The organism is Pseudarthrobacter sp. NS4 (genome assembly GCF_024758005.1).
Taxonomy (GTDB): domain Bacteria; phylum Actinomycetota; class Actinomycetes; order Actinomycetales; family Micrococcaceae; genus Arthrobacter.
The window spans coordinates 4,099,918-4,118,895 of the sequence record NZ_CP103288.1; the positions used below are offsets into that span (position 1 = coordinate 4,099,918).

General features: G+C 64.5%; 16 protein-coding genes and 1 pseudogene. 7 read left to right on the top strand and 10 right to left on the bottom strand.

What is annotated here, in order from left to right; translation table 11 throughout:
• The first annotated feature begins 5 nt into the window (after positions 1-5).
• The 6 genes from hpaE (at position 6) to NXY83_RS19290 (ending at position 7,529) form a co-directional block, all read left to right on the top strand.
• Positions 6-1,547: a 5-carboxymethyl-2-hydroxymuconate semialdehyde dehydrogenase gene (gene hpaE, locus NXY83_RS19265; protein WP_258803803.1), complete on the top strand. Its 1,542-nt coding sequence runs from the start codon at positions 6-8 to the stop codon at positions 1,545-1,547.
• A gap of 41 nt (positions 1,548-1,588) precedes the next feature.
• Entirely contained in the window at positions 1,589-2,674 is a 1,086-nt protein-coding gene (gene hpaD, locus NXY83_RS19270; RefSeq protein WP_258803804.1) for a 3,4-dihydroxyphenylacetate 2,3-dioxygenase, read from the top strand.
• A gap of 2 nt (positions 2,675-2,676) precedes the next feature.
• On the top strand, positions 2,677-3,462 hold the full coding sequence (hpaH, locus tag NXY83_RS19275; RefSeq protein WP_258803805.1) for a 2-oxo-hept-4-ene-1,7-dioate hydratase: 786 nt from the start codon (positions 2,677-2,679) through the stop codon (positions 3,460-3,462).
• Positions 3,447-4,259 carry an HpcH/HpaI aldolase family protein gene (locus NXY83_RS19280; RefSeq protein WP_258803806.1) on the top strand — a complete coding sequence of 271 codons (813 nt, stop codon included), beginning with the start codon at positions 3,447-3,449 and terminating at the stop codon, positions 4,257-4,259. Before hpaH ends, NXY83_RS19280 begins: the two co-directional genes overlap by 16 nt.
• 29 nt (positions 4,260-4,288) lie before the next feature.
• Complete coding sequence (locus tag NXY83_RS19285; protein ID WP_258803807.1) at positions 4,289-5,794, top strand: NAD-dependent succinate-semialdehyde dehydrogenase; 1,506 nt, start codon at positions 4,289-4,291, stop codon at positions 5,792-5,794.
• Positions 5,795-6,119: 325 nt separating this feature from the next.
• Complete coding sequence (locus NXY83_RS19290; protein ID WP_258803808.1) at positions 6,120-7,529, top strand: aldehyde dehydrogenase family protein; 1,410 nt, start codon at positions 6,120-6,122, stop codon at positions 7,527-7,529.
• Between the two features lie 130 nt (positions 7,530-7,659).
• Here the strand turns inward: NXY83_RS19290 and NXY83_RS19295 are convergent, their stop codons facing one another.
• Positions 7,660-9,300: a LuxR C-terminal-related transcriptional regulator gene (locus NXY83_RS19295; RefSeq protein ID WP_258803809.1), complete on the bottom strand. Its 1,641-nt coding sequence runs from the start codon at positions 9,298-9,300 to the stop codon at positions 7,660-7,662.
• A gap of 130 nt (positions 9,301-9,430) precedes the next feature.
• Between NXY83_RS19295 and NXY83_RS19300 the strand changes: the two genes are divergently transcribed.
• Positions 9,431-10,225 (top strand): class I SAM-dependent methyltransferase, encoded by a 795-nt coding sequence (locus NXY83_RS19300; RefSeq protein ID WP_258803810.1) that lies wholly within the window; start codon positions 9,431-9,433, stop codon positions 10,223-10,225.
• Between the two features lie 52 nt (positions 10,226-10,277).
• Here NXY83_RS19300 and NXY83_RS19305 read toward each other — a convergent pair whose 3' ends face one another.
• The 9 genes and pseudogenes from NXY83_RS19305 to NXY83_RS19345 form a co-directional block, all read right to left on the bottom strand.
• Entirely contained in the window at positions 10,278-10,664 is a 387-nt protein-coding gene (locus NXY83_RS19305; RefSeq protein WP_258806359.1) for a hypothetical protein, read from the bottom strand.
• Between the two features lie 173 nt (positions 10,665-10,837).
• On the bottom strand, positions 10,838-11,263 hold the full coding sequence (locus NXY83_RS19310; protein ID WP_309484104.1) for a heat shock protein transcriptional repressor HspR: 426 nt from the start codon (positions 11,261-11,263) through the stop codon (positions 10,838-10,840).
• Between the two features lie 15 nt (positions 11,264-11,278).
• Positions 11,279-12,250: a DnaJ C-terminal domain-containing protein gene (locus NXY83_RS19315; protein WP_258803811.1), complete on the bottom strand. Its 972-nt coding sequence runs from the start codon at positions 12,248-12,250 to the stop codon at positions 11,279-11,281.
• Positions 12,251-12,331: 81 nt separating this feature from the next.
• Entirely contained in the window at positions 12,332-13,021 is a 690-nt protein-coding gene (locus NXY83_RS19320; RefSeq protein WP_258803812.1) for a nucleotide exchange factor GrpE, read from the bottom strand.
• A 2-nt stretch (positions 13,022-13,023) separates the two neighbouring features.
• Entirely contained in the window at positions 13,024-14,901 is a 1,878-nt protein-coding gene (gene dnaK / locus NXY83_RS19325; RefSeq protein WP_258803813.1) for a molecular chaperone DnaK, read from the bottom strand.
• A 262-nt stretch (positions 14,902-15,163) separates the two neighbouring features.
• Positions 15,164-15,454: a hypothetical protein gene (locus NXY83_RS19330; protein ID WP_258803814.1), complete on the bottom strand. Its 291-nt coding sequence runs from the start codon at positions 15,452-15,454 to the stop codon at positions 15,164-15,166.
• Positions 15,455-15,587: 133 nt separating this feature from the next.
• Positions 15,588-16,485: pseudogene (locus tag NXY83_RS19335) on the bottom strand (carbohydrate ABC transporter permease).
• A 2-nt stretch (positions 16,486-16,487) separates the two neighbouring features.
• Positions 16,488-17,441, bottom strand: a complete 954-nt coding sequence (locus tag NXY83_RS19340) for a carbohydrate ABC transporter permease (protein ID WP_258803815.1) — start codon at positions 17,439-17,441, stop codon at positions 16,488-16,490.
• A gap of 63 nt (positions 17,442-17,504) precedes the next feature.
• Positions 17,505-18,836 (bottom strand): extracellular solute-binding protein, encoded by a 1,332-nt coding sequence (locus NXY83_RS19345; RefSeq protein WP_258803816.1) that lies wholly within the window; start codon positions 18,834-18,836, stop codon positions 17,505-17,507.
• Between the last annotated feature and the right edge of the window lie 142 nt (positions 18,837-18,978).

Consider the following 18,978-nt stretch of genomic DNA (forward strand, 5'->3'; position numbering starts at 1 on the left):
CAACAATGACGTTCACTGCCCCGGAAACCAGCACCCATTACGTGCCGCAGGACCTGCCCACCCACATCCAGCACTACATCAACGGCCAGTTCGTTGACTCCGTGGGCGGCAAGACGTTCGACGTCCTGGACCCGGTTTCCAATCAGAATTACGCCACCGCCGCGGCAGGCCAGAAAGAGGACATCGACCTCGCCGTCGCCGCCGCCCGCGAAGCATTCGTCAACGGCCCCTGGCCCAGGATGAAGCCCCGCGAACGCGCCCGCGTTCTTAACAGGATCGCCGACGCGGTCGAGGCCCAGGAAGCCCGGCTCGCCGAACTGGAAACCTTCGACACCGGCCTGCCCATCACGCAGGCCAAGGGCCAGGCCCTCCGTGCCGCCGAAAACTTCCGCTTCTTCGCGGACCTGATAGTCGCCCAGTTCGACGACGCCATGAAGGTCCCGGGCTCGCAGATCAACTACGTGAACCGCAAGCCGATCGGCGTCGCCGGGCTGATCACGCCGTGGAACACCCCGTTCATGCTGGAGTCCTGGAAGCTCGCCCCGGCCCTGGCCACCGGCAACACCGTGGTCCTCAAGCCGGCAGAGTTCACCCCGCTCTCGGCGTCGCTGTGGGCCGCCATCTTCAAGGATGCCGGCCTGCCGGACGGCGTCTTCAACCTGGTCAACGGCCTGGGCGAGGAAGCCGGTGACGCGCTGGTCAAGCACCCGGACGTTCCGCTGATCTCCTTCACCGGCGAGACCACCACCGGCCAGACGATCTTCCGCAACGCCGCGGCCCACCTCAAGGGCCTCTCCATGGAGCTCGGCGGCAAGTCCCCGTGCGTGGTGTTCGCCGACGCCGACCTGGACTCCGCGATTGACTCCGCCCTGTTCGGCGTCTTCTCCCTCAACGGCGAACGCTGCACGGCCGGCTCCCGCATCCTGGTGGAGCGGGCCATTTACGACGAGTTCTGCGAGAAGTACGCCGCCCGCGCCAAGAGCATCGTGGTGGGCGATCCGCACGATCCGAAGACCGAGGTGGGCGCCCTCGTCCACCCCGAGCACTACGACAAGGTCGCTTCCTACGTGGAGATCGGCAAGTCCGAGGGCCGGCTGCTGGCCGGTGGCGGGCGGCCCGAAGGCCTTCCCGAGGGCAATTACATCGCACCCACCGTGTTTGCCGATGTCGCCCCCGACGCCCGGATCTTCCAGGAGGAGATCTTCGGACCCGTCGTCGCCATCACCCCGTTCGAGAATGACGACGAAGCCCTCGCCCTGGCCAACAACACCAGGTACGGCCTCGCGGCCTATATCTGGACGCAGAACCTCACCCGGGCGCACAACTTCTCCCAGAACGTCGAAGCCGGCATGGTGTGGCTGAACAGCCACAACGTCCGCGACCTGCGTACCCCGTTCGGCGGCGTCAAGGCCTCGGGCCTGGGCCACGAAGGCGGCTACCGCTCCATCGACTTCTACACCGACCAGCAGGCCGTGCACATCACCCTCGGCACCGTCCACACCCCCAAGTTCGGCAGCATCGAAGCCTCCGCCGCCAACGAAGGCTAAACCCTACTTTCCAGATACCTGCTCAAAGAAGAGAGACCATCATGACCAACTTCGTTCCCACCCCTTCTGTCCCGGCACCGGACATCGTCCGCTGCGCCTACATGGAGATTGTGGTCACCGACCTCGCCAAGTCACGCGCGTTCTACGTGGACGTCCTGGGCCTGCACGTCACCGAAGAAGACGAGAACGCGATCTACCTGCGCTCGTTCGAGGAGTTCATCCACCACAACCTCGTGCTGCGCAAGGGACCCATCGCCGCCGTCGCCGCATTCGCCTACCGGGTGAAGTCCCCCGCAGAGGTGGACGCCGCCGAGGCCTACTACAAGGAACTCGGCTGCCGCACCGAACGCCGCATCGGCGGCTTCACCAAGGGCATCGGCGACTCCGTCCGCGTGGAGGACCCGCTGGGCTTCCCCTACGAGTTCTTCTACGACGTGCAGCACGTGGAACGCCTCACACAGCGCTACGACCTCTACTCCGCAGGCGAACTGGTCCGCCTGGACCACTTCAACCAGGTCACCCCTGACGTCCCCCGCGGCCGCAAGTACCTCGAGGACCTCGGCTTCCGCGTTTCCGAAGACATCAAGGACTCCGACGGCGTCACCTACGCCGCATGGATGCACCGCAAGCAGACCGTCCACGACACCGCCCTCACAGGCGGCAACGGCCCCCGCATGCACCACATCGCCTTCGCCACCCACGAGAAGCACAACATCATCCAGATCTGCGACAAGATGGGCGCCCTGCGCATCAGCGACCGCATCGAACGCGGCCCCGGCCGGCACGGCGTATCCAACGCCTTCTACCTCTACATCCTGGACCCGGACGGCCACCGCATCGAGATCTACACCCAGGACTACTACACCGGCGACCCCGACAACCCCACCATCACCTGGGACGTCCACGACAACCAGCGCCGCGACTGGTGGGGCAACCCCGTGGTCCCGTCCTGGTACACCGAGGCCTCCCTGGTCCTGGACCTGGACGGCAACCCGCAGCCCGTCATTGAGCGGGAGGAAAAGAGCGAAATGGCCGTCACTGTCGGCGCCGACGGCTTCTCCTACACCCGCAAGGACGGAGCCCCCGAAGAAGACCGGACCGGCTTCAAGCTGGGAGCGCAGCTGTAGCCATGCTGGATGACAGGACGATTGAGGCCATCGCCGACGAACTGCTCGAGGCCGGGCGTTCCCGGACTCCGGTTCCCCGCCTGACCGCCCGCTACCCGGATATGACGGTGGAGGACTCCTATGCCGTGCAGCAGTTGTGGCGGCGCCGCAACGAGGAAGCCGGACGGGCCCTGGTGGGGCGCAAGATCGGCCTCACGTCCAAGGCAATGCAGGATGCCACCGGCATCACCGAGCCGGACTACGGCGCCATTTTCGATGACATGGTGCTCGAAACAGGCTGCACGGTGGAGTGGGACCAGTACACCCACCCCCGGGTGGAGGTGGAACTGGCCTTCGTACTCAAGGACGGGCTGAAGGGCCCCGGCTGCACTATCTTCGATGTCCTGAACGCCACCGACTACGTGGTTCCGGCCCTTGAGATCCTGGATTCCCGGATTGAGATGGAGGGCCGGACCATCGTGGACACCATCTCGGACAACGCGGCCTTGGGTGCGATGGTGGTGGGCGGCCGCCCGGTCAAGCCCGACGCAGTGGACCTCCGCTGGGTTTCCGCCATCCTCTACAAGAACCAGACCGTGGAGGAAACCGGCGTCGCCGCCGGGGTCCTGGACCACCCGGCCAACGGCGTCCACTGGCTCGCCAACAAGATCGCCGCCCACGGCGACAGCCTGCAGGCCGGGGACATCATCCTCGCCGGCTCCTTCACCCGCCCCCTCTGGGTGTACAAGGGCGATACTGTCCACGCCGACTACGGACCGCTGGGGAGTGTCACATGCCGTTTCGAGTAGAGGACACTTTCCGTGATGCCCTCGCCGCCGCGAACCGCCCGCTGGCGGGCATGTGGGTGTGCTCCGGCAGCCCGCTGATCGCCGAACTCTGCGCCGGGTCCGGCCTGGACTGGCTGCTGGTGGATGCCGAGCACAGCCCCAACGGGCTCGAATCCATCCTCGCCCAGCTTCAGGCAATCCACGGCTACCCGGTCCACGCCCTGGTCCGGCCGCCGGTGAACGACACCGTGTTGATCAAGCAGTACCTGGACCTGGGCGTGCAGAACCTGCTGCTCCCCATGGTCAACTCCGTGGCCGAAGCGGAGGCCGCGGTAGCCGCCACCCGCTACCCGCCCCAGGGCGTCCGCGGGGTGGGGTCAGCCCTCGCCCGTGCCGCCCGCTGGAACCGGGTGCCGGACTACCTGGCCCGCGCCAATGAGACCATCAGCGTCACCGTCCAGATCGAATCGACGGCGGCAGTCGACGCAGTGGAGGACATCCTGAAGGTCGACGGCGTTGACGCCGTCTTCATCGGCCCCTCCGACCTCGCCGCTTCCATGGGCCTGCTGGGCCAGCAGGAACACCCAGAGGTGCGCGCCGCCGTCGAACACTGCCTGTCCGCTGCCAAGGCTGCCGGCAAGCCGGCCGGCGTCAACGCCTTCAACCCCGACACCGCCCGCCACTACCTGGACACCGGTGCGGACTTCATCCTGGTGGGGGCCGACGTCTCGCTCCTCGCAAGAGGCTCCGAAGCCCTCGCGGCGCAATACATCCCCAACGACCCCGTTGAGCCTGTCGAAACCCCCGCCAGCTACTAACACCCCAAAACTTCCCGAGGAGATCCTGCATGACCACCTCCACCGCGCTTCCCCCTGCCATTTCGTCCGAGCGTGAAGCCTCCCTGCTTGCGTCCGTCCCTACCGGCCTGTTGATTGGTGGGCAGTGGCGGGAAGCGTCCGACGGCGGCACGTTCGACGTGCACGACCCCGCCACCGGGGAGGTACTTGCCACCCTCGCCTCCGCAACCAGCGAAGACGCCATCGCAGCCCTGGACGCGGCCGACGCCGCGCAGGCGGCGTGGGCCCGGACCGCGCCACGGGTGCGCGCTGAGATCCTGCGCCGCGCCTTTGACCTGGTGACCGAACGGGCCGAGGACTTCGCCCTGCTGATGACCCTGGAAATGGGCAAACCGCTGGCCGAGGCCCGCGGCGAGGTCACCTACGGGGCGGAGTTCCTGCGCTGGTTCTCCGAAGAAGCCGTCCGTGACTACGGCCGCTACCTCACCTCCCCCGAGGGCAGGAACAAGATCCTGGTCCAGCACAAGCCAGTGGGCCCGTGCCTGCTGATCACGCCGTGGAACTTCCCCCTGGCGATGGCCACCCGCAAAGTAGCGCCCGCCGTGGCCGCCGGCTGCACCATGGTCCTCAAACCAGCCAAACTCACTCCACTGACATCGCAGCTGTTCGCGCAGACCATGATGGAGGCCGGCCTGCCCGCCGGAGTCCTCAACGTCGTCTCCTCCGCCTCCGCCTCCGGGATCTCCGGGCCGCTGCTGAAAGACTCCCGCCTGCGCAAGGTCTCCTTCACCGGCTCCACCCCGGTCGGCAAACGGCTCATGGCCGACGCCGCCCAGAACGTGCTCCGCACCTCCATGGAACTGGGCGGGAACGCCCCGTTCATCGTGTTCGAAGACGCCGACCTCGATGCCGCCGTCGAAGGGGCGATGGCGGCCAAGATGCGCAATATGGGCGAAGCCTGCACCGCCGCCAACCGGTTCCTCGTCCACGAATCCGTCGCACAGGAATTCACCGCCAAGTTTGCTGCCGCGATGGGCGCCCTGACCACCGGCCGCGGCACCGAACCCGCCACCCAAGTGGGGCCGTTGATCGATGCCGGGGCACGTGATGACGTGCACGCCCTCGTAACCGCCGCCGTCGACGCCGGAGCCACCGCTATCACCGGCGGTGCACCCGTGGACGGGCCAGGCTACTTCTACCAGCCCACCGTCCTCGGCGGTGTCCCCAACGACGCCGCGATCCTGGGCCAGGAAATCTTCGGACCCGTCGCCCCCGTCACCACCTTCGCCACCGAAGAAGACGCCATCCGGCTGGCCAACGCCAGCGAATACGGACTCGCTTCCTACCTCTACAGCCGCGACCTCAACCGGCTCCTGCGCGTGGCCGAACAGATCGAATTCGGCATGGTCGGCTTCAACGCCGGCGTCATCTCCAACGCCGCCGCACCCTTCGGCGGCGTCAAACAGTCCGGACTCGGTCGCGAAGGCGGCACCGAAGGCATCGCCGAATACACCACCACCCAATACATCGGCATCGCCGACCCCTACGCCACGTGATGTAGCTGCCTCCGCGCGGCACCCTGTTGGTGGGCGCGGCCGCGTCTGCCGTGGCTACGGGGCGTTCGATCTGGAAAGTCATGTGGATTGTTCACCCGCGTGGCACTCAAGGGTACGGTGGCCTGCCTTCATCTCTACACACTTGATTTGAACAACTCATGATTAGGTATGCGAACCCACGCTTGCCTGCAACCCCTCCCGTTCCCTCCACGCCAAGCGTCCTGCGCCAAAAGACAAGAGTCCCGGCCCGTCGGTAACCCAGACTGGGAAGCAACCCGCTAAGCCGTCCGGCTGGCGCCCTTGCCTACTCGAAGTGGAGTAACTCTTGGAAACCTATGATGCGCTTCTTGCGTCCATTACCCCGACGGCCGGCCCCACCCGGACCATCCTGAACCCGGCAACGGGCGAAGCGGTTGGTGAGGCCCCGGTCCACGACCTCGAATACCTCGAGCAGTCAGTCGCCGGTGCCGTCAGCGCCCAGCCGGGATGGGCCGCGCTGGGCCACGACGCCCGGTCCGCCGCGCTGCTCAAGGCAGCCGACGCCGTCGAACGCTCCGCAGAGGAACTCGCCCAGCTGCTCTCCCGCGAGCAGGGCAAACCCCTAAACGGCCCCAATGCCCGGTTCGAAGTCGGCGCCTGCGCAGCCTGGCTCCGGGCTGCGGCGACCATCCCGCTGGAGGCGGAAACCATCGTCGATGACGGCCAGACCCGGGCCGAGCTCCACTACAAGCCCATCGGCGTCGTCGGCGCGATCGGCCCGTGGAACTGGCCGATGATGATCACCGTCTGGCAGATCGCCCCCGCCCTCCGCATGGGCAACGCCGCCGTCGTCAAACCCTCCGAATACACCCCGCTGTCCGTCCTGGCGCTGGTCAACGTCCTGAATGAAGAACTCCCGGACGGCATCCTCTCCGTCGTCGCCGGCGGCCGCGAAGTCGGCGCCCGCCTAACGAACCACCCCGCCATCGGCAAGATCATGTTCACCGGCTCCACCGCCACAGGCAAAGCCATCATCAAATCCTCAGCGGACACCGTCAAGCGGCTCACCCTGGAACTGGGCGGGAACGACGCCGGCATCGTCCTGCCCGACGCCGACCCCAAAGCCATCGCCGCTGACCTGTTCTGGGGCGCCTTCATCAACACCGGCCAAACCTGCGCCGCCCTCAAACGCCTCTACGTCCACGAAGACATCTACGACGCCGTCTGCGACGAGCTCACGGCCGTCGCCGCCGCCATGCCGATGGGCAACGGCCTCGACGAGGACAACGTCCTGGGCCCCCTGCAAAACAAGGCACAGTACGACGTCGTCGCGAACCTCGTGAACGCAGCCCGCGAGGCCGGCGCCCGGATCCTGCTCGGCGGAAACCCGGACACCAGCCAGCCCGGCTACTTCTACCCCACCACCCTCGTAGCCGACATCGACAACGACAACCCCCTCGTCGCCGAAGAACAGTTCGGCCCGGCCCTGCCCATCATCCGCTACAGCACAGTGGATGAAGCAGTGGAAAAGGCCAACGCCCTGGACGTCGGACTCGGCGCCTCCGTCTGGTCCTCCAACCTCCCAGCCGCCCGCGAAGTCGCAGCCCGCATCCAGGCCGGCACCGTCTGGATCAACAAACACGGCGCCGTGGACCCCCGCATCCCCTTCGGCGGCGCGAAACAATCCGGCTACGGCCTCGAATTCGGCGTCGAAGGCCTCAAAGCCCTCGGCGTACCGCAGGTCATCAACGGTTAGGATATTTGGTGATCAGGCGGCCGGGTCAGCGCCCGATAAGGCATCCGCAACCCGCAGCGCGAGTGGTGGAATGCCTTGCCGCTGGCGCCCTTGTGCCCACCGCGGGCCACTTCCCGGAACCGAAAGAGGCTTATCCGTTGACCTTTCGACTGACGTAGGCCTGTGCCTCGGCGCGGCTTTGAAGGCCCAGCTTGGCCAGGATGCAACTGACATGATGCTCCACTGTCCGCTTGCTGATAAAGAGACGCCCTGCAATCCGCCCGTTGGAGTACCCCTCTCCGATGAGCTGCAATACCTCCGATTCGCGCGCCGTCAGAGGTCCTCCAAGCCGAACTGCGTTGCGGGAGGGATGTCCGAGCCGCCGAAGCTGCTGCACGGCCGCGTCGACGTCATATTTGGCACCGAGCCGCTGGAATTCTTTCATCGCGGTCCGTGCTTCCAACACCGCGAGCTCAGGTTCTGCTGGACTCAATGCCTTCGCCAGTGCAAGGCGGGCGCGGGCCTCTTCGAGCGGGAGGCCGGCCTCACCGTACAATTCCACTGCGGCATCCAAATGCGGGCGGGCGGCAGCGTCCCCCGCGGTCCACGTCACTATCCCGGCTGTGTACTCGCCCATAGCTGCGTATTGGGCCGATGCCACGGCAGGGACGATTGCCCGGAGCCTGACACCCAAAGCGGCTGCATTGTTGACGCGCCCCGCGGCCAGTTCGACCTCGGCCAACAATGCAATTTCGGGAGCAAGGAGCAGTGATGCAGTTGAAACTGCCAAATAACGGCGGAGGATCCCGGCGGCGATATCGGGTTCGTTGTTGACCAGGGAGAGCCGGGCCAGAGGACGGACTGCAGCGGAATCGCCTTGGCAGTCCTTCAGCAGGTCCGCAGCTTCATCGAGCCGGCCCTGCCTCAACCGAAGATCAGCGAGCCGGGCCACTGCCGCCGAGCGCAGGGCGCGAAAGCTGCTGTCGTATCCTTTGATCGCCGATGTCAAGCGATCCCCAGCCTCAGACCAGCGGCCGGCAGCCGTGAGGATCCCCCCGTAATGCATGCTGCAGATGGCGGGTACCCATGCTGCATGGACGCGATGGTGAAATCCCTCAGCGACTTCCATCCACTGCTCTGCGCGCTGCACATCGAGGGTTAGCTCGGAGCACAGGAGCATCTTGCAATAGATTTCGCCGGCGGCCTGGTAATCCCTGACCTCACCGCTCATCGCCCCGGCTGCCGCTTCATCGACCAGCCGCATTCCCTCGGCAACGCGGCCATCAAGCACCAACGACAACCCCTCATAGCTGCAGGCACACAGTTCGAGGTCAGGGTCAGCCAAACGACGGCCCAGTCCCCGGGCTGCGGCTGCATTTTCCCGCATCCGGGCAGGATCGTGCGTGACGAGGCATTCGGCCAGCTGCACCCAGCCTGTCTCCACACACGGGCCGGCTTCAACGAGCAGGCTGACTGCCCTTGTCAGCCACCCGTCCGCGACTGCACTGTTCCCATAGACAGCGCCGTAGAGAAAGCTCAATTCACGGGCCGCAATGAGAGCAGGCAGCCTTACCTGGCCCTGCCGGCGGTACATCACGAACGCCTTCTCATAGAGGCGGACAGCAGCGTCGAAGTCCCCATCCCATTCGACCGACCTGGCCAACCCGTGCACCGCTTCGGGCCCTGCCTGGGTCTGGAGGGCGAGAGTGAACAGTGAACGGGCACGAAGCCAATCCCCGGCGTCGAGAGCCAAGCGGCCCTCATGGAGCAGGTGCTCGTCAGCGGAGGCCATTCCTGATTTTACTGCTCACCTGCCGCCAAAGGGCTGGAAATAGGTGCATGCACGGATGACGGTTCAACCGCGGCGCGGGATTCTGGACTGAAGTAGCCACCTTAAAGGACTATTCAGAAAGGTGATAAGGGTGACAACATCTGAGGCATTCCATCTCGATCTCGCTGCAGCGGAGGTCTATGAAAAGCGTTTTGTGCCCGCCGTGTTTGCTGAGTGGGCAGATGTGTTGGTGGATGAAGCACCCGTCGCTTCGGGGCAGCGGGTTCTTGATGTGGGCTGCGGGACCGGTATTGCGGCCCGGCGTGCCGCCGATATTGCCGGCCCATCTTATGTGACCGGACTGGACATCAATGAGGCCATGCTCACGGTAGCGGCCCGCACGGCTCCCGGCATCACTTGGGTGCAGGGAGATGCCGGGACTTTGCCGTTTGCCGATGGGGAGTTCGACGTCGTGCTGTGCCAAATGGCGCTGATGTTCTTCCCGGACCCGTTGGCTGCTGTGAGGGAAATGCGCAGGGTCACCTCTGCCGGCGGTACGATCGCCTCCGTGGTCCCGGCGCGGCTTGAGGACCAGCCCGCCTACGGGGCGTTCGTGAAGCTGGTAGGGAGACATGCCGGGACTCAGGCCATGTCCCTGCTTGATGCGTATTGGGCTTGGGGCGATACCGGACGAATGCGCAGACTCTTTAGTGAAGCAGGACTGACAATCAAGAACCTGCATCCCCGCACCGGGACAGCCCGATACACGTCAGCGGCTGATTTTGTCTCGGCCGAAGTGGAAAGCACCCCTTTAATGAACAGGGTCTCCCTCGAGCAATATGCCCAAATCCGGGAAGGAGCCGAGGAAGTCCTCCGTCCCTTCACGGACCGGCACGGAGCAGTTGCAGTGCCCCTCCAGGCTCTCCTTGTTGTGGCGTTGAAGTGACCAGGGCCTGGTTCCGGGCTGGCTCACCGGCCAGATGCCGGTCCGGCCGCCGCTACCCCATCGCCGGCGCGGCGGCGGTCCGGCCGGCGAACTGCCGGCGCGCCCAGCGGGCGAGCTTCTTGCCCTTGCCCTTCCACCAGTTGTCCTCGTCCTTGTCATGATGCAGCCGGAAGATGATGACCACCAGAACGAACATGCCCATGACCACGTCAATCCAGGACGCCACCACCAGGGCGATGAGGACCGTCACGCCGTTGGCGACGACCGATGGGATGGCAAGGGTCCGGAAGACGGTGCTGGCCACGTAGCGCCGGTGCGACCGCGGGACCGACAGTGCACGCACCATGTCGAAACAGACGCACACCACCACGATCGTTTGCCCGATGGCGAGCAGGAGCTGGCCGGGGAGGGAGCCGCTGAACGCGGACACCGCAGCCATCCCCGGGCTCACGGCCTGGCCTTGCTTTGAGAAGCACACATGGAAAAACCCCCAGAAACTTGGAACCACTGCTGATCCAGCGGTGGTTCCATTCAAGTTTCAGGGGGCTGAACCGTCACGAGTAGTCGGTACTCTATTTTCGTTCGACACCAAACGGCAGGTACTCACGGCACCTACTGTCCGATAGCCCGGGGCCGCCACAGCACCACAGCCTGCGACCTCGGCCGCGGCCGCTGGCCGCGCGCCAGGCTCACCACATCGCCGGCCGCGCCTGCGGCGAAAATGCGTGAATCGAAGGACTGCGGGCGTCGCATAAGTTCCTCAGTCAGTTCGGAGACGCGGCGTTGCAGGGCAGCCACCTGGTTCTCGAGCTCCAGGATGCGCTTGATCCCTTCCAGCGAGACGCCCTCCTGCGAGAGCCGCTGCACCTCGCGGAGCATGTTGACGTCCCGCTGGGAGTAGCGGCGGGACTTCCCCGGGGCGCGGCTGGGTGAGACGATGCCCAGCCGGTCATACTGTCGGAGCGTCTGGGGGTGCATGTCCGCCAGCTCAGCCGCCACCGAAATCACGAAGATGGGCTGGTCAGCGCTGATGTCCACAGAACACCTCCGCTCCTACAACCGGGCCTTGGCGGCCAGGCCCTCTCGGACATCGGCACCGGCCGTGGCCTCGGCAAACGCCTTGACTGCGGCTTCGGCATCCTTGTTCAGGTTCTTGGGAACGGCGACGTCGATGGTCACCAGCAGGTCACCGGTCGCCTTCGACGTTTTCACGCCTTTGCCCTTGACCCGTAGAGTACGGCCCGACGGCGTCCCGGCCGGAACGCGGACCCGCACCTTGTCGCCGTCGATAGTAGGCACCTCAATGTCGGCGCCCAGGGCAGCCTCCGGGAAAGTGACGGGGACGTGGATACGGAGGTTGTCGCCGTCGCGCGTGTAAAACTCGTGGGGCTTGACCGAAACGGTGACCACGAGGTCGCCGTTGCCCGCCTGGCCGGGCTGGCCCTTGCCGCGGACGCGGATCTTCTGGCCGTCCTTGATGCCGGCGGGCACGCGGACGTCGATGACTTCGCCGCTGGGCTCCCGCAAACCGATGGTGGTGCCGCGGATGGCCCCTGAAAACGAGATGCTGGTGGAGGCAGTACGGTCCGCCCCCTTCTGCGGTCCCCGCTGGAAGCCGGTCTGGCCGAAGCCTCCGCCGAACAGGTCCGCGAATTCAGGCGGAATGCCGCCGGAAGCGGGGTTGAACCCGCCCGCGTGCCGGCCGGTGTTACCGGTGAACAAGCCACCGAACATGTCCTCGAACCCGGCACTGCCGCCGGCGGCACCGCCGGGAGCGAAGCGGGCACCGCCACCCATGGCACGGATGGCGTCATACTGCTGGCGCTCATCGGGATCCGAGAGCACGGAGTAAGCCTCGGAGATGTCCTTGAACTTCTTTTCGGAAGCAGTATTCCCCGAGTTGGTATCAGGGTGGTGCTCGCGGGCCAGCTTCCGGTAAGCCTTCTTGATATCGGCGTCGGAAGCGTCCTTGGCAACACCAAGGATCTTGTAAAAGTCCTTGTCCACCCAATCCTGGCTAGCCAATGGCGTTTCCTTTCAAAAGTTACGGGTCGGTGGTTGAGCTTGTCGAAACCGGGTTTCGACAAGCTCAACCACCGGGTAATGCTAAGCAGGTACAGCGACGATAACCTGTGCTGCGCGCAGGACGCGTTCGCCTGATTTGTAGCCTGAGCGGAGCACCTGGCTGACGGTGTCAACCTCGATGTCATCGCCGGGCTGCTGGATCAGGGCTTCGTGGATCGTGGGATCGAACTCCACGCCGGTTTCGTCGATGCGGACCAGGCCGTAGGTCTTCAGCGCGTTCTCCAGCTTGGTGGCGATCGCGGCGAAGGGGCCGTCGGTCAGGTCTCCGTGCTGCCGGGCGGCGTCGACGTCGTCCAGGACCGGAAGCAGGGAGTTCAGGACGCCGATGACGGCCATTTCCCCTGCCACGGCCCGGTCGCGTTCAACGCGCTTGCGGTAGTTGACGTACTCGGCCTGCAGCCGGAGCAGGTCGTTCTTCAGCTCGGCTGCCTCGGCAGCGGTTGATCCCGCCGAAACTCCCTGGGCCACGGATTCCTCGGCTGGCACCTCGATGCCGTTGAGGATCTCCTCGGCCTGCGCGAGCGCGTCACCATCGGAATCCTGGGCTGCAGCACCGGCCTCGGGGGCGGACTGGCCGCCCTCCGGGTGCCGGGCCTCGCCGGTCACCGGGTCAACCTTGCGGTTGTCCCGGATGACCGGTTCCTGGCTGTTGCCCTTGCCCTCCTGGCCCGGGGATGAGATGTGCTCTTCCTCGTTACCGTGGTGTGGCATGGCTACTTCTTCGCTTCGTCTTCGTCGATGATCTCGGCGTCCACGATGTCCTCGTCAGCCTTGGAACCGTCAGAACCAGCGGAGCCCGGGGCACCCTCGGCACCGGCAGCACCGGCACCGTCAGGAGAACCGGCCTGGGCGTAGATGGCCTCGCCCAGCTTCGTCTGGGATGCCTGCAGCTTCTCGAAAGCGGACTTCACTGCGGCGTCGTCGGTGCCTTCGAGCGCCTTCTTGAGGTCGTCGACGTCGCCCTGGACCTCGGTCTTGACCTCTTCCGGCAGCTTGTCGGCATTGTCGGCGATCAGCTTGTCCACGGAGTAGGCGAGCTGCTCGGCGCTGTTTCGGGTGTCGGTTGCCTCGCGGCGGGCCTTGTCCTCTGCTGCGTGCTCCTCGGCGTCACGGACCATGCGGTCGATGTCTTCCTTGGAGAGGGCGGTTCCACCGGTGATGGTCATGGACTGTTCCTTGCCGGTGCCCTTGTCCTTCGCGGAGACGTGCACGATGCCGTTGGCGTCGATGTCGAAGGTGACCTCAACCTGCGGGACGCCGCGCGGGGCCGGCGCGATGCCGGTCAGCTCGAACGTGCCCAGCGGCTTGTTGTCGCGGGTGAACTCACGCTCACCCTGGAAGACCTGGATGGCCACGGACGGCTGGTTGTCGTCTGCGGTGGTGAAGGTCTCGGACCGCTTGGTGGGGATGGCAGTGTTCCGCTCGATCAGGTGCGTCATCACGCCACCCTTGGTTTCGATGCCAAGGGACAGCGGGGTGACATCGATGAGCAGGACGTCCTTGCGCTCACCCTTCAGGACACCGGCCTGCAGGGCTGCACCAACGGCCACAACCTCATCAGGGTTCACACCCTTGTTGGGCTCCTTGCCGCCGGCGAGCTCCTTGACCAGTTCGTACACGGCCGGCATACGGGTGGAGCCACCCACGAGCACGATGTGGTTGATGTCAGAGAGCTTGATGCCGGCTTCCTTGATCACGTCGTGGAACGGCTTCTTGGTGCGCTCCAGCAGGTCCTTCGTGAGGTCCTGGAACTTGGCGCGGGTCAGCTGCTCGTCCAGGTGGACCGGGCCGTCGGGGGTGACGGACAGGTACTGGAGCGAGACGTTGGTGCTGGTGGAGGAGGACAATTCCTTCTTGGCCTGCTCGGCAGCTTCGCGGAGGCGCTGCAGGGCGATCTTGTCCTTGGACAGGTCGATGCCCTTGACCTTGAGCTGGTTCAGCAGGTAGTCAACAACGCGCTGGTCCCAGTCGTCGCCGCCCAGGCGGTTGTCACCGGCGGTGGAGCGGACCTGGATGGTGGAGAAGTTGTCTTCATCCTTGCCGACTTCCAGCAGGGAGACGTCGAAGGTACCGCCGCCGAGGTCGAAGACCAGGATGAGTTCGTCTTCCTTGCCCTTGTCCAGGCCGTACGCGAGGGCTGCGGCGGTGGGCTCGTTGACGATGCGCAGGACGTTGAGGCCCGCGATTTCGCCTGCTTCCTTGGTGGCCTGGCGCTCGGCGTCGTTAAAGTATGCGGGAACGGTGATCACAGCGTCGGTGACCTTTTCGCCCAGGTAGGACTCGGCGTCGTTCTTCAGCTTCATGAGGATGCGCGCGGAGATTTCCTGCGGGGTGTACTTCTTCTCGTCAACGTTGACGGTCCACTCAGTCCCCATATGGCGCTTGACCGAGGCGATGGTCCGGTCGATGTTGTTGACGGCCTGGCGCTTGGCGATTTCACCGACCAGGACCTCGCCGGACTTGGAGAACGCAACGACGGACGGCGTGGTGCGGCCACCCTCGGCGTTGGCAATAACGGTGGGCTCGCCACCTTCGAGAACGGAGACGACGGAGTTGGTGGTTCCGAGGTCGATACCTACTGCACGTGACATGTGTTGCTTCCTTCTTTCCTTGGAAACTTGCTGGCGCCCACTATTGAGCGTTCTGCACTCAACTTTACTCAGGGCTCCGGCGATGTCAACAAAACTTGAGCGTAGTACGCTCAACTTTATGATTCATTGCAGGTTCCGAATGCTCTACTTCGTTGATCCGGCAAGGTTTTTTCGCTTAAGGACGTCCGACGGCGGTTCTCCCGTTTCGCTGTAGGAGAACCGCCGCCGGGCTGCTTCGCCGGACTTGTCGTGTCAGGGCGCCTTACCGTTCGGCGTCCGGGTCGCCATGCAGGGGGCCGCGCTCTTCGGCGGTGGTGTTCACCTGGCCCTCCGTCAGCCGCTCGCGGCCAGCGTCCTCGGGGCTGGCGGAACCGGTGGTGCCTGCATCACCGTAATCGCCGTCCGGGTATTGGCCGGCCTCCAGGCTCTCCGCCGGGGTATCCACGGTGCCGGCGTCGCCGTAGTCACCATCCATGTACTGGCCACCTTCACCTTCCATTCCAGGGGCGGTGCTTCCCCTGCGGGGCTCCTCCTCGGGTCGATTTTCAGTCATGTGGCATCTCTCCTTTGAGTTCCGCGTCCATGCGGGCGCACTCGCAGTTTAGCCAGCGGGCATTTTCACCAACAGAGCGAAGGCCGGAAGTGGCGTCCCGTTCATATCCCGCCTCAATCAAGGTCCGGATGGCCTACGTTCCAGCAAGGCCGGTGGTTGCCACACCCCTGATGATCTGGCGCTGGAAGAACAGGAACACCACAATGAGGGGCAGGGCGGCTAGCAGTGCCGAGGCCATGTTCTGCGCGTACTGGATGCCGTAGGCACTCTTGATGGTCTGGAGGCCAACGGGCAGGGTCAGCAGCGAGCTCTCGTTCGTGGCAATGAACGGCCACAGGAAGTTGTTCCAGGCCCCAATGAACACGAAGATCGCGACGGCCGCGAGGATGGGCCGGGACAGCGGCAGCACGATGGTCATGAAGATCCGCAACCGGCCTGCACCGTCCATCAGTGCCGCTTCCTCAAGTTCACGTGGCACCTGGTCGAAGAACTTCTTGAGCACGAACACCATCGGCGAATGGATCACCTGCGGCAGGATCAGTGCCCAATACGTGTCGATCAGGTTCAGCGACTGCATCTGCTGGAACAGCGGGATGATCAGGACCGGCGGCGGAATGATGATGGACGCGACGATCACTCCCATGAGCATCCTCTTGCCGCGGAAGTCGATCCTCGAAATCGCGTAGGCCACTGATGCCGAAATCACCAGCGTGATGGCCGTGATTGCTGCGGACGTAAAGAGCGAGTTAAGCGTCCACGTGGGGATATTGCCGCTCTGCAGTACTTTCGCAAAGGCATCGAGGGTGAATCCGGAGGCCGGTATCCAGCTGATGGGAGTTGATGCTGCCCGTCTCGCTCTTCAGGGCGGTTACCGCAGCCCACGCAAACGGCACCAGCCACACGACGGCCAGGACGGTCACCAAAGCTGTGGCCAGGGCTCGGGACAGCGGCGTTTTTGAGCGGCGCTTCGAACGGGTTTCGGCAAAGCCCCTTGGCTGGAGTGCAGGCCTGGAAAGTGCTGTGGTTGCCATGGCTAGGCGCTCCTTTTCCGTGCGATGAAGACCTGGGCCAGCGCGATGAGCAGGATCAGGGCGAAGAAGATGTAGGAAATGGCAGCCGAGTAGCCCAAGCGGTAGCCCGTGAACCCGGCTTCGAAGATGTACTGCACGATTGAACGCGTTGCTCCGCCCGGTCCACCTCCGGTCATCTGGTAAATCTGGTCAAAGACCTTCAGGGACGCGAGGACCTGAAGGATGACGATCATCACTGTGGTAGGGCCAAGTTGCGGCAGGCTGATCGAGAAGAACTGGCGCCAGCCACCTGCACCGTCGAGGGAGGCCGCCTCATAGTGCTGGTGCGGAATGTTCTGCAGCGCTGCCAGGTACAGCAGGAAATTGAAGCCCACAGTCCACCAGACGGTCGCAATCACAACACCCCACATCGCCACTGAGGGATCATTGAGCCACGCCACGGGCGGCATCCCGAGTTTCGCCAGGAAATCGTTGAACAGGCCCAGCTCCGGGTTGTACATCCAGGTGAAAAAGAGCGACACCACGGTGGAAGCCAGCAGGAATGGCGAGAAAAAGGAGAGCCGCCACAGCCATTGCGCAGGAAGGCCCATGTTGACGAGGGCTGCCAGTGCCAGGGCGATGACCACCAGCGGAACTGTGCTGATCAGGGTGAAGTACAGGGTGTTTCCCAGCGACCGCCACATTGCGGTGTCGGCGAAGGCCTCGGTGTAGTTGGCCATGCCGATGAATCCGCTGTTCGCTCCGGTGAGTGACTGTCCGGTGAGGCTCATCACGGCGCCGGAAATCATTGGCCAGACCAGGAACATCAGGAAAAAGGCCAGGAAGGGGGCAGAGAATGCCCAGCCATGTATGTTGTCGCGCCGGGACCGGGACGTTCTGGCGGTGGGTGGTTGGACGGGGTCGGGTTGGCCGCCTGCTGGTTTCCGTGCGGGCGATGTTGAGGTGGCTGTGCTCATGGGGACTCCTTTGTCACGAACGGGTCGATGCTCGAATCGGATACAGCGGCGTGCAGGCGGCGCTTAGACCGGGTTAGGCATCGCGAGGACCGCGTTGATGCGGTTTACGAATGCGTCCCAGCCGTCCGTGGCCTTGTCCCGCCCGAGGAACACGTTCTGGACGTTCTCGGCGAAGTAGCTTTGGAAGTCGGATCCCGAACCTGTGAACCATGCTTCGGGATCGTAATTGATGATGTCCGCTGCATTTGCGTAGTCCGCCTGCGGCTTCAGGGCCGCATATTCGGGGGATTTGACCACCGGCTGATAGCCGGGAATGTGTCCCGCCTCCGCCCACGTGAGGGACCCCTTGAGCATCGTGGCCACAAACTGGTACACGCCGCGGCGTTTGGTTTCGTCCAGCCTGGCCTGGTGCGGAAGCACAAAGGAATGCGAGTCGGCAAAGGCAGCCGGCGTTCCAAAAAGCGTGGGGATGGTGCTTGCCCCCAGCGGAACCCCGGCGGCCTTCATTGTCGGAATTTCCCAGACGCCTGTGAACAGCAATCCAGACCCCTGGCCGGCGAATTCAGCTATGGCCGTGCCGCCGTCACCACTTTTCGTGGCGATGGTGTTATCAAGCAACGTTTTGATGAACTCCAGGCAGTCGATGGCCACGTCCCTCTCCGCTTGCACGGGTTTGCCGGGATCCAGGACGAGGTCGGCCCCGTGCTGCCGGTAGAGGGTGTAGAAAAGGCGCCACATTTGCGCGCCGTCACCGAGGAATCCGTAGGAGAGCCCATGCTTGCCGGTTACACGCTGCAGTTCGCGGCTCACTTCGAGGAACTGGGACGGAGAGGAGATCCCCACCAGGCGGCCGTCGCTGTCCAGGACGTTCGCCTTCGCCGCCACCTCAGTGTTGTAGAGCATCACGAACGGATGTGAGTCCAGCGCCAATGAAAAGACCTGGCCGCCGAACTGGCTTTTCTCCCAGATCCTGGAGCTGAAGTCTTCGGGACGCACGCCAAACTCCGCCAACAGGTCCAGGTCCCAGGGATCCAGCAGCCCGCCGGGAGCATAGCCCGGCACCCTTGCAGCATGCATGATGGCCACCTCGGGCGGCCGTCCGCCGGCAGAAGCCATTGCCAGCTTCGTGTAGTACGGCGCACCCCAGGCAAGGACGGTGGGTTTGACGCGGTAATCCGCGTGCTGCGCGTTGGCATTGTCGATCATCGCGGTCATCTTGATGCCGTCTCCGCCGGAGAGCAGGTGCCAGAAGCGGATGTCCCCTGCGGCCGCCTGGGCCGCACCTCCGCAGCCGGTCAGGCTTGCTCCCATTGCCAGGCTCCCTGCGAGCACCCCGCTTCCGAGCAGTAGTTGCCTGCGGGTCACCTGAATTTGGCGCGAATCAACTTGCTTCACCGTCACTCCTTTGGACCTAGCCGTTGGAAAATAGCCGGCCGTCCGGCTGTGCTGGGCTAAAGCACCGGGCTGGAAGGTGTGGGCTGACCCACACGTTACATCGTTGTAAAGGTTAGAGGCAAGGGGTTTTTGTTAGCGTTAA